This is a genomic window from Acinetobacter haemolyticus (assembly GCF_900406815.1).
GTDB lineage: Bacteria > Pseudomonadota > Gammaproteobacteria > Pseudomonadales > Moraxellaceae > Acinetobacter > Acinetobacter haemolyticus_A.
The window spans coordinates 41,234-59,086 of sequence record NZ_OVCN01000009.1 but is presented as its reverse complement, the minus strand read 5'-3'; the positions used below and the strand labels follow the sequence as shown (position 1 = coordinate 59,086).

Genomic DNA, 17,853 nt, shown 5'->3' with positions numbered 1-17,853 from the left:
ATGATGCGACAATAATTAATTGTGAATTAGCATACTGGTTAATGAGACAATGAAACATCAGTTTAAATTTAATCCTTTAGCAACAGCTATTTTGACACTCTTGTGTGGCGGCACGATTCAAACAGGTTTCGCGGCTTCCACCACGTCTCATGTCTCTACACTAGACAATGCTAAACTCAAGGCTATCGCCGAAAAAAATCAAGTAAAACCAGATCAGGAAAGTTATGCTGGCGAACATTTTTTTCAACAGTATTATGTAGATAAAACCGCGCCAGAAGCTCAACTGCGTAATAATCAGCATTTGAGTTCGTCCTTCTGTCAAGGTACATGGGTTACTCCAATTAATCCTGCAACCAAGCCAGCTGATGCAAACAGCACCACGTCTGTTATCACAGCAGATTATGGTCACTACAACCCGAACGGTGATTCAATTTTACAAGGCAATGTGGTAATTGACCAAGAAGGCCGCACCATTCGCGCTGACCAAGTCACGATTGACTCCACACAAACTCATGCAAATGCTCAAGGTCGAGTTCAACTTGCTCAATCTGGGTTACTCACCCAAAGTGACCAAATTAACTATAATCTAAAGACCCAAACAGGCGATTTAAATAACAGCTTCTATATTGCTGAGCAACAACATGCGCACGGGCAAGCCAATCAAATATTGCGGAAAAACGAAAATCTACTCGTTTTAAAGGATGCAAGCTATACAGCATGTCCTCCAGAGCAAAAACCGGCTTGGAAAATTCAAGCCAAAGAAATTGAACTCAATCAAGATACTGGTCGCGGCGTTACTCGCGGCACCAAGCTGTATGTCAAAAATGTACCCGTGATTGCCGTTCCTTATTTCAACTTCCCAATCGATGATCGCCGCACCACAGGGATGCTCAGTCCAAATTTTGGCTATAGTAGTGATGGTGGCGCACAACTGTCAGTACCCGTTTATCTCAATCTAGCCCCTAATTATGATCTTACGCTTACACCTAGCTTTATGAGTAACCGTGGTGCCAAGCTAGATGCTGAATATCGCTACATGACTGAAAACTTTGGTTCAGGTCAAATTTGGGGTGGATATATACAAAATGACAAAGAATACAATAACAAAAATCGTTCCGATCTACATTTTATCCATAACTGGAGAATTGATGATCAGTGGTCTACCAATCTAGAATACAATTACGCATCAGATAAAGAATATTTTTCTGACTTTAATAACAACCCCAACTCAAGAACCGATTTAAACTTGCGCCGAGCATGGGAGCTTAATTATCGAAATGGCATCCCTGGTCTAAGAGCACAATTAAAAGTTGAAGATTTCCAAACACTTGATAAAGAAATCGATGACAAAGACAAACCTTATGCACGATTACCTCAATTCTTATTAAATTATGTCGCAGGTAACCCACAAGGATTACAGTATGAATTTAATAATGATACTGCGTATTTCAAAAAATCCATCAATGATGGATCTGCCTTAGAATCAAGTGGTACACGTATCTACAATCAATTTGCTGTACGATACAATCATATTACTCCATCATGGTTCTATGTTATTCCAGAGGCTTCTGTACGTAGTATCAATACATTCTACGATCAAGACTCTCAACAAGATCGTAGTTCTAATGATTTAGAAAAATCAGTTGTGGTACCTCAATTTACATTGGCTACAGGTTTAACTTTTGAAAAAGATGGTAAGTACTTACAAAGTATTTCTCCACGTGCTTTTTATGCTTATTCACCATATCGAAAACAGGATGATCATCCAAACTTTGATTCCACAACAGCATCGATCAATTACGATCAATTATTTAATCCATATCGCTTTTATGGACACGACCGTTTAGATGACAATAACTTCCTGTCACTAGGTGTAACTTATAGCCTCTTAGATACTGAAGGCTTAGAGCGTATCAAAGCCAGCGTCGGACAAAGTTATTATTTTAATGATCGTCGAGTCAGCCTCAACGAACAACTTGATGAATTTGATACACAGCGACGTACTGGGCCTGTAGTCAATTTGACTAGCCAACTTAATCAAAACTTTACCATTAGCGCCAACTCTGCATGGATGTCGAATGGCGATAATGCGCAACGTGATTTTCAAGCATATTATACTGGCGATAAAGGCAATCTTTATAATGTTGGTTATTTTTACCGCAAAGATATCAAAGACCGACAAAATGCCTACGATCAAGTTGTTGCATCCTTTATACAACCCGTAAAAGATAATTGGCGTATTATGGGTCATGCTCAGTATGACCTTGACAATAACCTCATGCGTGAGTATTTATTGGGCGTCAATTACGAATCTTGCTGCTGGGCTGTTTCAGTATACGGTCGCTCTTACTATAACGATCTGGATGATCCAAACTCTCCTGATGTACGTAAGAAGAATGCCGTTATGGCCGAAGTTACGCTGAAAGGTTTAGGCGCTTTAAATACCAAACTATCTTCTCTGCTTGAGAATAGAGTTTTAGGTTTCAACAAAACTAATCAATCTTGGACACAACGTTAATGAAGATAAAACATTTTCAACATATCTTTAGAGCCACTGTTCTAGCAGCCCTAATTTCTTCATCAATGCATAGCTTTGCTCAACCTGCGGATGAGGTTGTCGCAATTGTAGATAGTAGTGTCATTCTTAAAAGCGACTTAGTACAAGGAATTGCTGAGGCTGAACACCAACTCAAGGCTCAAAATCAAACTGTCCCTCCAAAGCAATACTTACAAATGCAGGTTTTGGATCAACTGATTATTCGCCAAGCTCAATTAGAACAAGTAAAACGTTATGGCATCAAACCTGATGAAAATAGCTTAAATGCGGCGGTATTAAGAGTCGCCAATCAATCAGGTAGTAATTCATTATCCGCATTTCAACAAAAGTTAGATGCTATTGCACCAGGCACTTATGAAAATCTAAGAAACCGAATTGCAGAAGACCTTGCAATTGGTCGTCTTCGTCAACAACAAGTGATGTCACGTATTAAAATCAGTGATCACGATGTTGAAAACTTCCTAAAATCACCTGAAGGTCAAGCAGCTTTGGGAACACAAGTTCATGTTCTTCATATGCGTATTTCTGGTACAGACAATAATGAAGTACGAAAAGTTGCAGAAGAAGTCAGACGATCTCTTGCTACAAGTAACGATCCTAAGGCAATCAGCACTAAATTATCAACAGGAACAGTAACAGTTGATGGCGCAGATATGGGCTTCCGTGCTTTATCTGAAATCCCAACCGAACTTGCTGCTCGTGTCACTCCACTGCAAGTAGGACAAACCACCGGCTTAGTCAATGTTCGTGATGGAACGCATGTATTAAAATTACTTGAACGTAAACAGAATGATCAACGTGCACTTGTTCCACAATATAAAACACGTCACATTTTGATCCAAACATCTGAAGTTGTAAGCTCTGATCGCGCTAAACAAATGATTGATAGCTTATACAACCGAATTAAAGCAGGTGAAGACTTCGCAACTTTAGCAGCTACCTTCTCGAATGATCCAGGTTCTGCTCGTGATGGCGGCAACTTAGGCTGGGTCAATGCTGGTGTAATGGTGCCTGAGTTTGAAAAAGTAATGAAGGAAATACCTGTTGGCCAGCTCAGCGAACCATTCCAAAGTCAATTTGGTTGGCATATTTTAGAAGTAACAGATACACGCCAACAAGATATGACCAAAGAAGCGCAAGAACGTATGGCACGCCAAATCTTAGGTGAGCGTCAATTTGAAACGGAAGTAGATAGTTGGACTCGCGAACTACGTGCTAATGCCTACGTTGAAATCAAAGATGTAAATATGGACTCAAAAGCAGCGCAAAAATAATTTAACCAAAAAAATAGCGGCAAATGCCGCTATTTTTTGCACCAAAATTATTTGTAACGATCAACCATTTTCTCTAGAGAGATCGGGCGAATCTTATCTGCATTACCTGCTGTACCAAAGGCTTCATAACGAGCAACACAGATATCTTTCATTGCCTCAACGGTTTCACCAAAGAATTTGCGTGGATCAAATTCACTTGGTTTTTCAGCCATCATACGACGCATCGCACCAGTAGAAGCTAAACGCAAATCGGTATCAATGTTAATCTTACGTACGCCATGTTTAATCGCTTCTACAAGCTGATCTACAGGCACACCATAAGTCTCTTTAATATCGCCACCATATTGGTTAATTACAGCCAACCACTCTTGTGGTACTGAGCTTGAACCATGCATTACAAGATGTGTATTTGGTAATGCAGCATGGATTTCTTTAATACGATCAATCGCCAAGATATCGCCTGTAGGTGGACGAGTAAACTTGTACGCTCCATGAGAAGTACCAACTGCAATCGCTAAAGCATCAACGTTAGTATCCGCAACAAATTGGGTCGCTTCTTCCACCGAAGTAAGCAATTGAGAATGATCAAGCACACCCTCTGCACCCACGCCATCTTCTTCGCCAGCCAAACCAGTTTCAAGGCTACCTAAGCAACCAATTTCACCTTCAACTGAAACGCCACATGCATGCGCCATAGCAACAACACGACGAGTTACATCAACATTATAATCATATGATGTAGGTGTCTTACCATCAGCACCCAATGAACCGTCCATCATCACAGAGCTAAAACCCAATTGAATTGAACGTTGACAAACATCAGGGCTAGTACCATGATCTTGATGCATTACCACTGGAATATGTGGCCATTCTTCAATTGCAGCTAAAATAAGATGACGTAAAAAAGGTGCACCTGCATATTTACGCGCACCCGCCGAAGCTTGTACGATTACAGGTGAATTCGTCGCATCTGCAGCTAGCATAATTGCGCGCATTTGTTCTAAGTTGTTTACGTTAAACGCTGGTACGCCGTAGTTGTGTTCTGCAGCGTGATCCAAGAGCTGGCGCATCGAGATTAGAGCCATAATATCCTCCCAGGTAATGCGCCATATTCTACATGTTGATTTATTTCAATTCAGCAACTAATCACAGGATTTGAAAAAAAAACCTGAATCTTTTGTGTAATTTGCGTATCACAACACATTTAACAATAAAAAAGGCTAAATCCAATAATGATTTAGCCTCTAATTATTTCGTGCTTAGGCATCAAATACTAAAAAGAACCAATTCAATCCTTAACAGTATCCTTCAAGGCGTGTAAGCGGTAATTTTTTACCAATTGCTTTTTCAATTTCAGGTAAGTAAAACGCATCGTCTTCAGACAGGAAACTAATGCTCACCCCTTGAGCTCCTGCACGACCTGTACGACCAATACGATGCACATAATCATCAGATTGTTCTGGCAGCGTAAAATTCACAACATGTGAGACGCCATCAACATGAATACCACGTCCAGCTACATCTGTAGCAATCATGATGTTGTGTTTGCCTTGCTTAAATTGATCCAGCATTTTCAAACGCTTATCTTGTGCAATTTCACCAGATAACATTCCAACTTTGTAACCATCACGTTTCAAATGATCGTATAAACGACGAACCTGATCTCGACGATTCGCAAAAATCATGACTTTATCAATCGGCTCATCACGTAGAATATCCTGCAACAATTTATACTTGTCTTCTTTTGCAACAACATATACACGCTGCTCAACGTCAACATTCGTTTTTTGCTCAGGTTCAATTTCAACAGTAACAGGCTCAAACAACCATTGACGAGCTAAATTCAGCACATCATAGCTAAATGTTGCAGAAAACATTAAAGTTTGACGTTGCTCTTTGGATGGAGAATAACGAACAATACGCTTTACCGAAGGAATAAAGCCCATATCCAATAATCGATCAGCTTCATCAATAACTAAAAACTCGATGCGATCCAGCCACACTTCTTTCTGCTCAACAAAATCAATTAAGCGTCCAGGGGTCGCAACAATAATATCAACAAAGTTTCGATCTAACATTTTCTTCTGTTTATCGAAGTCAACCCCACCCAACAACGTTACAAGGTGCAAGTTAGAAAACTTTGTCAGCGACTTTGCATCACTTTCAATTTGTAAAGCCAACTCACGAGTAGGCGCCAAGATTAGAGCACGTGGCTCACCACGAAAGCGTTGTTCTTGAATCGGATTATTTAACAAATCATTGATCACACTAATCAGAAAGGCAGCCGTTTTACCAGTCCCTGTTTGTGCGCGACCAATCGCATCATGCCCTGCTAGCGTATATTTTAAAACCTTTTGCTGAATTGGAGTCATTTGAGTAAAACCCAAAGCATCAATCGCCTTTTTCAACTGCGGATGTAATTTTAAGGTTTCAAAACCAGACGTCATATATGCTCTCAAACCATCAATGACCAAAATAAAGTCGTTATTATAAACAAAAACGCCCCAAATAACATTGGAGCGTTTTTATATCGCGTTAAAGCAACAAATTAGTCTAACGGCTGAACGTTTTCAGCTTGGAAACCTTTTTGTCCTTGAACTACGCTAAATTCTACACGCTGACCGTCACGTAAAGAACGGTGACCATCACCAACAATTGCACGGAAATGAACGAAAACGTCATCACCGCCATTGCGTTGAATAAAACCAAAGCCTTTAGTGTCATTAAACCACTTTACTACGCCTTGTTCACGAGCTGTCATAAGTCAATCCTCAGATATTGAAAGATAAGGACCTTCCGGTGTTGCAAACAGCAGAGCCAACAAGGTTTTAAAATCTTATAATTTTAAAGCTTGTAATCATTCTGTAAAACTATCAACAATTTCCGGTTACATCCATTTGTTATAGGGTTTTTTACGATAAAACGAAATGAAACACTTCCTAAAACGCATCGAGCTTAACATGGGTTTATGACAATTAATAGACTTATTTTAAGTTATTTCCCATGCTTCTATCTGTTTATACTCATCATTTAGTTTATTTTACAGAAACACGGTTCTCCAAAAATAACTTGTTGAACTTCCTTTACGTATATAAAATCAAATGAGATAAATTCTGATATAAGCTATATTCAACCTTTATGACTATCTCACCCACTCATTCAGCTGAAGTTATCGACGCCTTAGGGCAACCTTGCCCGATGCCATTACTTATGTTGAAACGAGCACTAAAAAAAGCAACAGGTAAAAAAACCTACCTGTTAAAGTCTTCTGATCCACACAGTGAAATTGATGTAACACGATATTGCCAAATTCAGAATCTGCAATGCCAAACAAAAAAAATCTCAGAAAATGAGTTTCACTATCTGATTGAATCCATCTAGGTCTTGTGGAACTGCTATTCTTTGTTAAACTCTTGGTTACTCGTAAAGATAAATTTACATTTCTATACTCAAATTTCCTTAGTGATGAAGAACATTCGCATTAAGATGAAATTGTTGACTCAAATATCATCCTATAAGGAGACTCCATGACTACTGACAGCAGCAATCAATTGATGCCCCTGTCATTGTCTGCGCCTGGTGTAAACCTCGGTGCATATATCAGCACTGTCAATCAAATTCCAATTTTAACGGCCGAGCAAGAAAAAGAACTTGCTGAACGTTATTATTATGACCAAGATCTTGATGCCGCCAAATTATTGGTGATGTCACATCTACGCTTTGTTGTACATATTGCAAGAAGTTATGCAGGTTATGGATTACCACAAGGTGATCTCATTCAAGAAGGCAACTTAGGCCTCATGAAGGCAGTTAAGCGCTTCGATCCCAATATGGGCGTGCGCCTTGTTTCATTTGCTGTACATTGGATTAAAGCCGAAATTCACGAATATGTCATTCGTAACTGGCGTATTGTCAAAATTGCGACGACCAAAGCACAACGTAAATTGTTCTTTAATTTACGTAGTTTGAAAAAATCGAGTAAACGCCTGACTTTAGAAGAAGCGCAAGCAATCGCGAATGATTTAAATGTCACGGCAGAACAAGTACTTGAAATGGAAGGTCGATTGACCGCCTATGATGCTGCTTTCGAAGCACAAGGCGATGATGACGATGACACACCTCATACTGCGCCAGCCCTTTACTTAGAAGATAATCGTTATGATCCAGCACGCCTAGCTGAAGAAGAAGATTATGAAGCACAAAGTACGGCCGCATTACATCAAGCGATGGACCAATTAGATGATCGCTCTCGTAATATTTTACAGCGTCGCTGGTTAGACGATGATAAATCTACATTGCATGAACTTGCTGCTGAATATAATGTTTCTGCTGAACGTATTCGCCAGCTTGAAAAAAATGCAATGGAAAAAATCAAAACCGCCATGTCTGCGAGTTAAGATTAAATCAAACACAAGGGCTTTCATGCCCTTTTGTTGTATCTGGCTTTGTTTAAACACCCGAATATGTTAACGTTGCTTATCAAATTTCTAGTTCCATTTTCATTATGTGGATAGCGATCTCTGCAATCAATCTTGCCCTTGCAGTCATGCTTGGAGCGTTTGGCGCACACGGACTCAAATCTTTTGCATCACCTGAGCAACTCGTTTGGTGGGACACAGCAACCCAATATTTTTTCTATCACGCCCTCGGCTTATTAATTCTGAGTGTACTAAATAAAACCACAACAAGTTTTCCTATAAAAATTCCGTTTATTTTGATGCAAATTGGCATCCTCTTTTTCTGTGGTTCGTTGTACATTATGGCGCTTGGCTTACCTAGAATATTAGGTGCGATTACACCGATTGGCGGTGTGTTTATGATAGCGGGCTGGCTGTTACTCGCATGGCAAGCAATCAAGCATGCGAAATAAGGATTGATCATGCACATCTATTTAAATGGCGAGTCAACAGACACGTCTTGTGAAAACCTACAGCAATTGATTCAGAATTTAGCCTTAGAAGGCAAACGCTTTGCTGTAGAGAAGAACCAACAGATTATTCCGAAAAGCAAACTTGAGCAAACAACAATTGCTCCTGAAGATCGTATTGAAATTATTCAAGCTGTTGGTGGCGGCTAATCGGCTAAAAATGGAGTAAGCCCATGCAAGATTCCCCTTTAATTGTTGGTTCACGTACTTTCCAATCTCGTTTATTGGTCGGAACTGGTAAATATAAAGATTTAAATGAAACTGATTTAGCCATTCAAGCCAGTGGCGCTGAAATTGTCACCGTTGCAATTCGTCGTGTAAACATTGGTCAACATGCCGATCAGCCGAATTTGCTTTCAGTGATTCCACCAGAAAAATACACGATTCTGCCGAATACGGCAGGTTGTTTTGATGCAGATAGTGCGATTCGTACCTGTATGCTGGCACGTGAACTGCTTGATGGTCACAATTTGGTGAAGTTAGAAGTACTTGGTGATGAAAAAACTTTATACCCAAATGTGACTGCAACACTGAAAGCTGCGCAGACCTTGATTGATGATGGCTTTGAAATCATGGTCTATACCTCGGATGACCCAATTGTTGCCCAAGAACTTGAAAGCATGGGTTGTGTTGCAATCATGCCTTTGGGTAGTTTGATTGGCTCTGGCCTTGGTATTTTAAATCCACATACCATTTCCATTATCAAAGAAAATGCTAAGGTTCCTGTGTTGGTGGATGCTGGTGTGGGTACAGCCAGTGATGCAGCCATTGCAATGGAACTCGGTTGCGACGGCGTATTAATGAATACGGCGATTGCGGCTGCGCAAAATCCAATTTTAATGGCTTCTGCAATGAAAAAAGCGGTTGAAGCAGGTCGTGAAGCATTCTTAGCAGGTCGTATGCCTCGTAAACGTATGGCGAATGCGAGTTCGCCTGAAACTGGCTATTTCTTTAAGTAAAGTTTTTGGGCGAACACAGTTCGCCCTTTACAGCAACTTCATATTCCCAATCTTGCATATTATCGTGATAAGGCAAGTTCAATCGCTTTGCCAATGCTAACCTAGCATTAGTGTTAGGGAACTTAGGAATATTTGAACTATTTTCCATCCAATATTTCCCTCAAATTCTCTTTCGCCCTTTGCTCAAAATTCTGTTGAAAATATTCCGTTTGATACAGTGATTCTGTCTGATAAAAATGCGCTAGAACTTCTTTTCTTTTAATCAAATAAACATCTGAATCTACCCAAGCATATTCCTGCTGGATCTGCTGTTCATATTCCGCAAAACGCGCTGGCGAAGTAGCTAGAATCGCCAAATCGATATCTAATAAAAACTGCAAATCCAACTCGTTCGTTAATTCATGCTTTTGCGTCGCAATAATCCAGCGCTTGATCTTTTCAATAATCTCAACAGATAGGTCCTGAGCCATATACTTTTCAAACAGCTCAGCACTTTTCAACTCGTTATCTTTCGCTTGCGGATCATAAACCGCATCATGAAACCAGAGTGCTAACTCAACTGCATTCGCATCATTTAAATCTGGTCGAATCGATTCAAACAAAACCAAACATTCATACAAATGCTGAACAGTATGATAAGCCCGCTGCTTTTCACTATAGACAGCAATTAACTTATTAAAAACTTTCTGTGGTTCAGAAAAATGATAATACTGATGCAGTTCAAACCATGATTTTTCTAGTCGCGTTAAATACTGCTGCATTACTCATCCTCATTGAATTGCTTTATTCAGCCACTTTGCCAAGGATTCAGCATCTTTACGCTCCAGAAAGAGCTGATACAAGGTACAAGAACCAAACTCATGTTTCAGTTCCTGTTGGCGCATAGGATGATTACCAAATCTGAATCGTCGAGTACCATCCGTATCTAAAGGCAATGCATACACCCCATAACTCCGAGGTTCTGTCAGATGCCCTTTGATTCGGACTTGATCAGACGATATCGCGTGTTTTAATAAATGTTGTTTGGTTAACATCCCACCCTACCTAGGGCAAATCTAAGCTGCGTGCTGTTCATCTCGCTTAAAGACCAACTCTTTATTCGATGAACTTTCAGCATCAAAGTAATACCCTTCACTATCAAATGCTTTTAATTGTTCTACTTGGTTTAATTTATTTTCAATCAAGTATCTTGCCATTAGACCACGCGCTTTTTTCGCATAGAAACTAATGACTTTATATTTTCCATTCTTCTGATCCAAGAATACAGGCTTAACAATTTCTGCCTTAATTTTCTTTTCATTCACAGATTTATAATATTCGTCAGAAGCTAAATTTACCAATACTTTTGCATCAATTTCAGCTAAATCTTGGTTAATTTGATCAGTGATAATGCTACCCCAAAACTCATATAAATTATGACCACGGCTATTCTTTAATTTAGTACCCATTTCTAAACGATACGGCATCATCAAATCCAAAGGACGCAATAAACCATAAAGGCCAGATAACATTCGCAAATGTTGTTGAGCAAAATCAATATCTTGATCTTTTAAATGATATGCATCCAGCCCTGTATAGACATCACCTTTAAATGCAAACAAGGCTTGACGCGCATTGGAAAAATCAAAATCTGCATTCCAGTCGCGAAAACGCTCTACATTTAAATTGGCAATTTTCTCACTAACCGTCATCAAAGATGCGATTTCACTCGCAGAAAGCTTGCGACATACATCAATCAGCTGCTGTGATTGTTCTAATAAACGTGGCCGTGTATATGTATCTGTAGGCAGAGCTGTTGTGTAATCAAGTGTTTTCGCTGGAGAAATTAAAGCAAGCATAATCAATCAAAAATAAATTTAACTTGGTGAAACTATAACAGTTGATAATTTTTAATGCCAATTCGTGTTTTCATTCTTCATTATCGGTAAAATAGTAGATTCTTCCATTATCCATTGCGTATCTTATGTCTGAGCAAGTATTCATCCAAGGTCCTGTTGGTCAAATTGAAATGTTTGTAGATCAACCCCAAGGTGAAATCACAGGTTTTGCTGTTGTTTGCCACCCACATCCTTTACAAGGTGGAACACCTCATCATAAAGTCCCTGTCCTATTGGCTCAGATTTTTAATGAAATGGGATGTGTGGTTTATCGTCCTAGCTTCCGTGGTTTACAGGGTAGCGAAGGTACACATGATCAAGGTCACGGCGAAACTGATGATATTATGGCTGTGATTGAATATGCCCGTGCAAAGCATGCTGGTTTAACTTTTTATGCCGGTGGCTTTAGTTTCGGTTCTCATGTATTGGCTAAATGCCAAGCACAACTCAGTGAAGAGTTACGTCCAAAACAATTAGTGCTCTGCGGCCTACCAACAGGTTCTGTGGTGGGGTTACGTCATTATAAAACCCCTGCAATTGATGGTGATATTTTATTTGTTCACGGCGAGCAAGATGATATTACCCTCCTCTCAGATATGATCGCTTGGGCAAAACCACAAAAACATCCCATCACGATTCTGCCGGGTGCCAATCATTTCTTTACAGGTTATCTAAAACAGTTGCGTCAAGTCATTAGTCGTTTTTTAAAACTGTAGACTTAACAACAAATTACTAAGAAAAATATACGTCTTTTGAACCCAATGTCTGTTATATCAGTATAGATGTACAGGCATTTAGGTTCTTTAATAATGAAATTAAATAAAAAACAGGGACTTTTTTTAAAGCAAACCATTGAGCACTGGCAACAACAAGGCACGATTACGCCTGATGTGGCCAATAAATTAAATCAGAGTTTTTCGATTCGGTCTTTTGACTGGGAACGAATGGCAAAATATTCGTTCTGGATTTCAATGATTTGCACAGTGATTGCAATAGCTGCCATCACACTTGATGATTACTTGATGAAGTTAATTGAAAAAATCTTTATCGATTCCAAAATCATTCCTTGTCTGATTTTTGCTACAGTTGCGGCGGCCTTTTATAGCTTTGCCTATTTTCGACGTAAAACCAAACCCTTACATCAATTTAGCAATGAAGCGATTATTTTCACAGGGGTGCTTTCTACCGCAGCATCTGTCGCCTATTTCGGTCAAGCGATTGATACTGGTAGTGGGCATTTCTCTTTGTTATTCCTACTTTCTACCATTATTTATGCCGCACTTGCCTTCTGGTTTCCTTCTAAACTGATCTGGGTGTTCTCTCTACTTTCACTCGGCTCATGGTTTGGGACAGAAACAGGCTATCTGTCGGGTTGGGGTGCCTATTACCTAGGCATGAACTTCCCTTTACGCTTTGTCTTTTTTGGCGGTGCCTTGATTGGCTTAAGCCTGATATTTAAACGCTATGCGCATTTTAAAGACTTCGCCCATTCAACTTATGTCATGGGACTGCTTTATCTATTTATTGCCTTATGGATTCTCTCGATCTTTGGCAATTATGGTGACTTGGGTAGCTGGTATAACGTCAAGCAATATGAGCTGTTACATTGGGGTATTCTCTTCGCATTTATTGCCATCATAGCAATTGTCTATGGCTTAAAACATGATGATGCTACATCACGTGGTTTTGGTATCACCTTCTTATTTATTAACCTCTACACCAAGTATTTTGAGTTCTTTTGGGTTGGTATGCATAAAGCAATCTTCTTTATCATATTGGCGGCTTCATTTTGGTGGATTGGTCGACATGCTGAAAAACTTTGGAACTTGGAGTTTTTATCTAGCCAATCGCAGCGTAAAAAAGATGATCCACAATCGAAATAACATCTAAGTTTTTAAATAACTCACGCCCATAGCAGAAATGACAATTTCTGCATCATGAGGTGCGAGTTGAGCGCGATAATACTGAATCAACTCAGCTTCCCACCCAATCATCTCATCTAAAATCATTTGTGCTTGATCGGGACTCAATAAGAACTGATTTGCCATACTTAATACATTTTCTCGCCCCATTTGAGTACCATAAATACCGATCTGCATACTCAATCCTTGGGGTTTATATTCCTGATTTGGCACAATATCGAACAATGGAGCAATTCGCCAACGACCATTTAGATACATAAAAGCATGGTTCTTAGGATGATCATCATCGTTTCCAATCAAAATATTAAAAATCATTCGCCGAAATAATTCATGTATATCCTGTTGTGACATCCCTTTTCGATACATTTCATTTGCCATAAGTGGATATGACCAGCGTTGATGATTAGTGCTATTCCATTCTGCATCCAGTAACGTTAAACCACTTAACATCGGTAAGCGTTTAAATTTTTGACTTTGTAAATCATAAATACGGTCAAAACGTTCTAACAGTAATACATCTTTCTGTTCACTCTGTTGAGAAACTTGAATAAGTTGATGTTTAGCAACAGCCAATCCCTTTTTTTCAGCAAAGCTTAAACAGGCAAATTCAACTTGCGGCACATTAATCAAATCATCCCGATCTTTTGGTTTAGCGAGGTATAACTTATCTTGATCAACCAAAGTAATTTTAGGTCTAGCCCCTCCTAATGAAGTCGTTTGTGCCATGGCCAACTGGATTCGTGTAATTGCCTCGCCTTTTCGCATAGCAACACTAAAATCAAGAAAATCTGATAATTTAACTAAGTGCTGGAAATTTTCTAAAGTTGCTTTTTGAGTGACTGTTTTAATCTCACCCACACACAAATTCCCAAAACGGTCTGCATTTTTTGCTTTGATCAAAAAATCTAAGTCCGACCAAGGTGTATCTTTTTCTCTTGCATAAATTCGTTTGAGAATTACTTTCCCCCACGCATCAGGCATAATATCCATGACAAAATTTGGGATACCATTATTGGTAGTGATCGTATAAGGTTCTTTTCGCCAAGGATAATGAACCTCATCTAACACCCAAGTTGTCGGATAACTCGGCGCATAAACAAATTGCCCAACACCATTTTCAACGGTTAAACGCCCAAGGGTCACAAAGTCAGTTTGATCAGGAAGCTGAATATATAAATAGATCGTTTGTTTCATTAAAAATCATCCTCATCTATTCGTTCCAAACGAACTCGGCTTTTTTGGCTTTCTTTATTTTCTATTGCTGGAAGATTTTTTTGTAAATCAGTTAAAATATTCAAATACCATAGTGCTTTTACAACCATACCAAATTCGACTGAAAGATCACCTTTTTCAATACGCTTAACTGTTGATAGTGAAGTAGAAATTGCTTTAGCTAAATCACTTTGACGTAGCCGTTTCTCAAGTCTTTTTTGCTTGATTAATGTAGCCAGTTGCTGGGTAAATAATTGCCCATCAAGGGGATAAAACTTATTTTTATAGCTTATATCTGACACTTTATTCAACTTAAAAGTTCATATATGAACTTAAATATAGCACAAAAATTTAAATTCCGCGGAATGATTAGTGAAAATTACGCCAACTCAAGCCAAACCGAGCCAAATACTTTTTGACTCGGTCACTGTCATTGGTTGTATTGCGCTGCTGGCGTGAAGCAGCAAAAAGCTGACGTCCAGCATCAGCCATCGACTTGGCATTTTCACAGACTTGAAGCACACCACGCAGTTGAATCTGGTCAAATTCATCGATCTCATTTAACTGCGTTTGATCTAAATATTTGCATAAAATATCCGTTTCTTTAGATTGGTTTTGTGGAGTTTGAATCGACCACAACTGCTTTAAGCGCTGAATCTCTTTTTCAACTGCCTCTAAACGGATAAGTTCACCGCTGGATAATGTTGCTAACCGTGTCACACTGGCAGTCAAATCACGAAAATTTCCCTGCCATGATGCTTCTCTAGACTTGGCAAATTTCAAATACACATCAAGTGCATCACGTTGAAAACGCAATTGACGTTGATGATTCGCTGCAAAACGTTGTAATTCAAACTCAATATTTGGGGCAATATCTTCAATTCGATCTTTGAGATTCGGTAAAAAGAAAGTCCATGTATTCAGTCGCGCCCACAAATCCTCTCGGAAACGACCTGCTTGCACCTCAGTCCTCAAATCCCGATTTGTCCCAGCAATTAATTGGAAATCTGCCTGAACTTCCTTATCACTTCCAACAGGAAAAAATGATTTATCTTCGAGCGCTTTAAGCAACATCGCTTGCTCATCTAGCCCAAGCTCGCCAATTTCATCTAGAAATAAAATGCCTTGATCGGCACTTTTTAATAACCCTGTTCGTGAAACTGCCGCGCCTGTAAATGCCCCCTTGATATGTCCAAACAAACTCGACATGGCACTATCACCACGTAACGTCGCACAGTTCACATCAATAAAACGGCCACTCAGATGAAACTTGTTTTTCTTTAACTGAAAGATTTGTTTGGCTAAATGTGATTTACCGACACCTGTGGCACCCATAATCAAAATCGGTGCACTCGAACGTGTTGCCACTAACTCAACTTCGGTGATCAGTTGATTAAATTCGTGGTTATAAGTTGAAATATTGGCTTTAAGCTGTTGCCAGTTTTGTTGCTGTTCATCTTCAAAACGCTGCTTGAGCACATCATAGCGAGACAAGTCCAGATCAATGATGCGATATTCACCTTCTGGTGTTTTCTGCTGATTAGGTGCACTTTGAATCAGCTTGGCAGGTAGGTAATTGGCATCGACCAGAAGGTACCAACAGATTTGAGCAACGTGTGTGCCTGTAGTGATATGCAAAAGATAGTTATTTTTTTCAGTATCAAAAGAATAGCTTTTTACAAAGTCATATAGCGCACCATAAACCTCGGCAAAATCCCAAGGATCACGAATACTTACTTTATGATCTGAGATTGTGGTCGATGGTGACACCTGTTGAGCATCTTCAGCAATAAATTTGACTAAATTATGATGTTGCCGATCATGCAACAGTACCACTTCATCCACAATCAAATCTTCATGCATCAAAAGACTTAGCGTCGGACGCCAGCGTTGCCATCGATCAGGCCGCTTTCCTTGATCTAAAGTAGAGCCTACAAAACCAATTACGACGGTTTTCTTTGCATTGAGCATAATTTCTATAATATTTTATACATGTCTATCATATACAATACGCAATTCGATGAAAAATTCCAATAATATGCTTCATTTTACTTTTCTAGGGACCTCTTCTGGTGTGCCCACCCTTGCACGGAATGTTTATGCCTTAGCAGTACGTAATAGCAAGAATAAAGACTGGATTTTAGTTGATGTGGGTGAAGGTACACAGCATCGTATTCAACAAGCCAAACTTTCGTTGCAAAGCCTAGTTGCCATCTGCATTACCCATGTTCACGGTGATCACTGTTACGGATTAGTTGGTTTATTAGCGAGTGCAGGTATGAATGCCCGAACAACTCCATTAACGATTATCGCACCCAAAGAGATTCAACAATGGATTGAAATCACAGCACAACTGACCGACCTACATTTACCTTATCCACTTCACTTTATTGAGGTGAATGAAGCAATTCAGATACTACCGTTGACCGATGAACTCTCGATCCAAGCTCATCCACTAAGTCACCGTGTACCCAGTTTTGCCTTTAGTATTATTGCGCAGCACACACAAAAGAAATTAGATACGCAGGCTTTAATTAAACTCAGTATTCCCAAAGGTAAAGTTTGGGGTGATTTACAGCAAGGCTTAGACATCGAGTTTAATGGGCAAACTTTGAAAGCAACTGATTTTATTCAGTTACAGACTAAACGTGTTCATGCCATTGTGGGTGGAGATAATGATTGTCCCGAATTACTTGCATCAGCATGCCAAGATGCTCAACTGTTAATTCATGAAAGCACTTACACTCAAGCTATTTTAGATAAAGTGGGTTCAGGCCCCATGCATAGTTCGGCAAAGATGGTCGCCGAATTCGCTCAACAGCAAGATCTAAACAATCTTATCCTGACTCATTTTAGCCCACGCCATCAGGACTATGCCGGGCAACGAACAATTGCTGAAGAAGTCCGTCAATATTATCAAGGCAATTTCTATTTAGCTGATGATTTTGAGCAATTTAGCTTAGATGAGACGGGTCAATTTAAAAAAATCGATAAACCGCTATAGATTAAATATCTTTTAGGATATTTTCATATCTAATTAAATATATATTTTATATATAAAACCCACTTCCACCTATCAGGCTAGTTAGATAAAATTAATTAAATTATTAATTATCAATATTTTA

At 39.3% G+C, this 17,853-nt stretch carries 19 protein-coding genes; 10 read left to right on the top strand and 9 right to left on the bottom strand.

The window, feature by feature from the left end; all coding sequences use genetic code 11:
- Positions 1 to 49 precede the first annotated feature (49 nt).
- A complete protein-coding gene (locus DK207_RS07815; protein ID WP_109440691.1) occupies positions 50 to 2,518 on the top strand; it encodes an LPS-assembly protein LptD in 2,469 nt (822 codons plus the stop codon).
- Positions 2,518 to 3,831 carry a peptidylprolyl isomerase gene (locus tag DK207_RS07810; protein ID WP_109440690.1) on the top strand — a complete coding sequence of 438 codons (1,314 nt, stop codon included), beginning with the start codon at positions 2,518 to 2,520 and terminating at the stop codon, positions 3,829 to 3,831. Before DK207_RS07815 ends, DK207_RS07810 begins: the two co-directional genes overlap by 1 nt.
- A 47-nt stretch (positions 3,832 to 3,878) precedes the next feature.
- On the opposite strand, the gene fba is transcribed toward DK207_RS07810, so the two are convergent.
- The 3 genes from fba to DK207_RS07795 form a co-directional block, all read right to left on the bottom strand.
- Entirely contained in the window at positions 3,879 to 4,916 is a 1,038-nt protein-coding gene (fba, locus tag DK207_RS07805) for a class II fructose-bisphosphate aldolase (protein ID WP_005080433.1), read from the bottom strand.
- A 210-nt stretch (positions 4,917 to 5,126) separates the two neighbouring features.
- A complete protein-coding gene (gene rhlB / locus DK207_RS07800) occupies positions 5,127 to 6,278 on the bottom strand; it encodes an ATP-dependent RNA helicase RhlB (RefSeq protein WP_004639323.1) in 1,152 nt (383 codons plus the stop codon).
- A gap of 101 nt (positions 6,279 to 6,379) precedes the next feature.
- Positions 6,380 to 6,592, bottom strand: a complete 213-nt coding sequence (locus DK207_RS07795; protein WP_000126912.1) for a cold-shock protein — start codon at positions 6,590 to 6,592, stop codon at positions 6,380 to 6,382.
- A gap of 377 nt (positions 6,593 to 6,969) precedes the next feature.
- Between DK207_RS07795 and DK207_RS07790 the strand changes: the two genes are divergently transcribed.
- The 5 genes from DK207_RS07790 to DK207_RS07770 all read left to right on the top strand — a co-directional run bounded on the left by DK207_RS07790 (position 6,970) and on the right by DK207_RS07770 (position 9,717).
- Complete coding sequence (locus DK207_RS07790) at positions 6,970 to 7,212, top strand: sulfurtransferase TusA family protein (RefSeq protein WP_004639324.1); 243 nt, start codon at positions 6,970 to 6,972, stop codon at positions 7,210 to 7,212.
- Positions 7,213 to 7,358: 146 nt separating this feature from the next.
- Positions 7,359 to 8,228: an RNA polymerase sigma factor RpoH gene (gene rpoH / locus DK207_RS07785; RefSeq protein WP_004639325.1), complete on the top strand. Its 870-nt coding sequence runs from the start codon at positions 7,359 to 7,361 to the stop codon at positions 8,226 to 8,228.
- A 107-nt stretch (positions 8,229 to 8,335) separates the two neighbouring features.
- Entirely contained in the window at positions 8,336 to 8,701 is a 366-nt protein-coding gene (locus tag DK207_RS07780; protein WP_075315671.1) for a DUF423 domain-containing protein, read from the top strand.
- Between the two features lie 9 nt (positions 8,702 to 8,710).
- Positions 8,711 to 8,908, top strand: a complete 198-nt coding sequence (gene thiS / locus DK207_RS07775) for a sulfur carrier protein ThiS (RefSeq protein ID WP_004653898.1) — start codon at positions 8,711 to 8,713, stop codon at positions 8,906 to 8,908.
- A 23-nt stretch (positions 8,909 to 8,931) separates the two neighbouring features.
- Positions 8,932 to 9,717 carry a thiazole synthase gene (locus tag DK207_RS07770; RefSeq protein WP_004653899.1) on the top strand — a complete coding sequence of 262 codons (786 nt, stop codon included), beginning with the start codon at positions 8,932 to 8,934 and terminating at the stop codon, positions 9,715 to 9,717.
- Positions 9,718 to 9,854: 137 nt separating this feature from the next.
- Here the strand turns inward: DK207_RS07770 and DK207_RS07765 are convergent, their stop codons facing one another.
- From DK207_RS07765 to yaaA, 3 genes are read right to left on the bottom strand one after another with little or no spacing between them, the layout of a single operon-like run.
- On the bottom strand, positions 9,855 to 10,478 hold the full coding sequence (locus DK207_RS07765) for a metal-dependent hydrolase (protein WP_075315672.1): 624 nt from the start codon (positions 10,476 to 10,478) through the stop codon (positions 9,855 to 9,857).
- Between the two features lie 9 nt (positions 10,479 to 10,487).
- Positions 10,488 to 10,751 (bottom strand): hypothetical protein, encoded by a 264-nt coding sequence (locus tag DK207_RS07760; protein ID WP_075315673.1) that lies wholly within the window; start codon positions 10,749 to 10,751, stop codon positions 10,488 to 10,490.
- Positions 10,752 to 10,772: 21 nt separating this feature from the next.
- Positions 10,773 to 11,555 (bottom strand): peroxide stress protein YaaA, encoded by a 783-nt coding sequence (yaaA, locus tag DK207_RS07755; RefSeq protein WP_075315674.1) that lies wholly within the window; start codon positions 11,553 to 11,555, stop codon positions 10,773 to 10,775.
- A gap of 125 nt (positions 11,556 to 11,680) precedes the next feature.
- On the opposite strand from yaaA, the gene DK207_RS07750 reads away from it, so the two are divergent.
- Both DK207_RS07750 and DK207_RS07745 read left to right on the top strand, forming a co-directional pair.
- The gene (locus DK207_RS07750) at positions 11,681 to 12,310 is read left to right on the top strand and encodes an alpha/beta hydrolase (protein ID WP_008941272.1); all 630 of its coding nucleotides are present in this window, start codon (positions 11,681 to 11,683) and stop codon (positions 12,308 to 12,310) included.
- A gap of 93 nt (positions 12,311 to 12,403) precedes the next feature.
- Entirely contained in the window at positions 12,404 to 13,477 is a 1,074-nt protein-coding gene (locus DK207_RS07745) for a DUF2157 domain-containing protein (RefSeq protein WP_109440689.1), read from the top strand.
- Positions 13,478 to 13,480: 3 nt separating this feature from the next.
- On the opposite strand, the gene DK207_RS07740 is transcribed toward DK207_RS07745, so the two are convergent.
- From DK207_RS07740 to rtcR, 3 genes are all read right to left on the bottom strand, one after another.
- A complete protein-coding gene (locus DK207_RS07740) occupies positions 13,481 to 14,710 on the bottom strand; it encodes a type II toxin-antitoxin system HipA family toxin (protein ID WP_109440688.1) in 1,230 nt (409 codons plus the stop codon).
- Positions 14,710 to 15,030 (bottom strand): helix-turn-helix domain-containing protein, encoded by a 321-nt coding sequence (locus tag DK207_RS07735; RefSeq protein WP_109440767.1) that lies wholly within the window; start codon positions 15,028 to 15,030, stop codon positions 14,710 to 14,712. The genes DK207_RS07740 and DK207_RS07735 overlap by 1 nt, the downstream gene beginning before the upstream one ends.
- Before the next feature lie 67 nt (positions 15,031 to 15,097).
- Entirely contained in the window at positions 15,098 to 16,699 is a 1,602-nt protein-coding gene (rtcR, locus tag DK207_RS07730; protein ID WP_109440687.1) for an RNA repair transcriptional activator RtcR, read from the bottom strand.
- 67 nt (positions 16,700 to 16,766) lie between these two features.
- Here rtcR and DK207_RS07725 point away from each other — a divergent pair, with 67 nt between their 5' ends.
- On the top strand, positions 16,767 to 17,732 hold the full coding sequence (locus DK207_RS07725; protein WP_109440686.1) for a ribonuclease Z: 966 nt from the start codon (positions 16,767 to 16,769) through the stop codon (positions 17,730 to 17,732).
- Positions 17,733 to 17,853 lie beyond the last annotated feature (121 nt).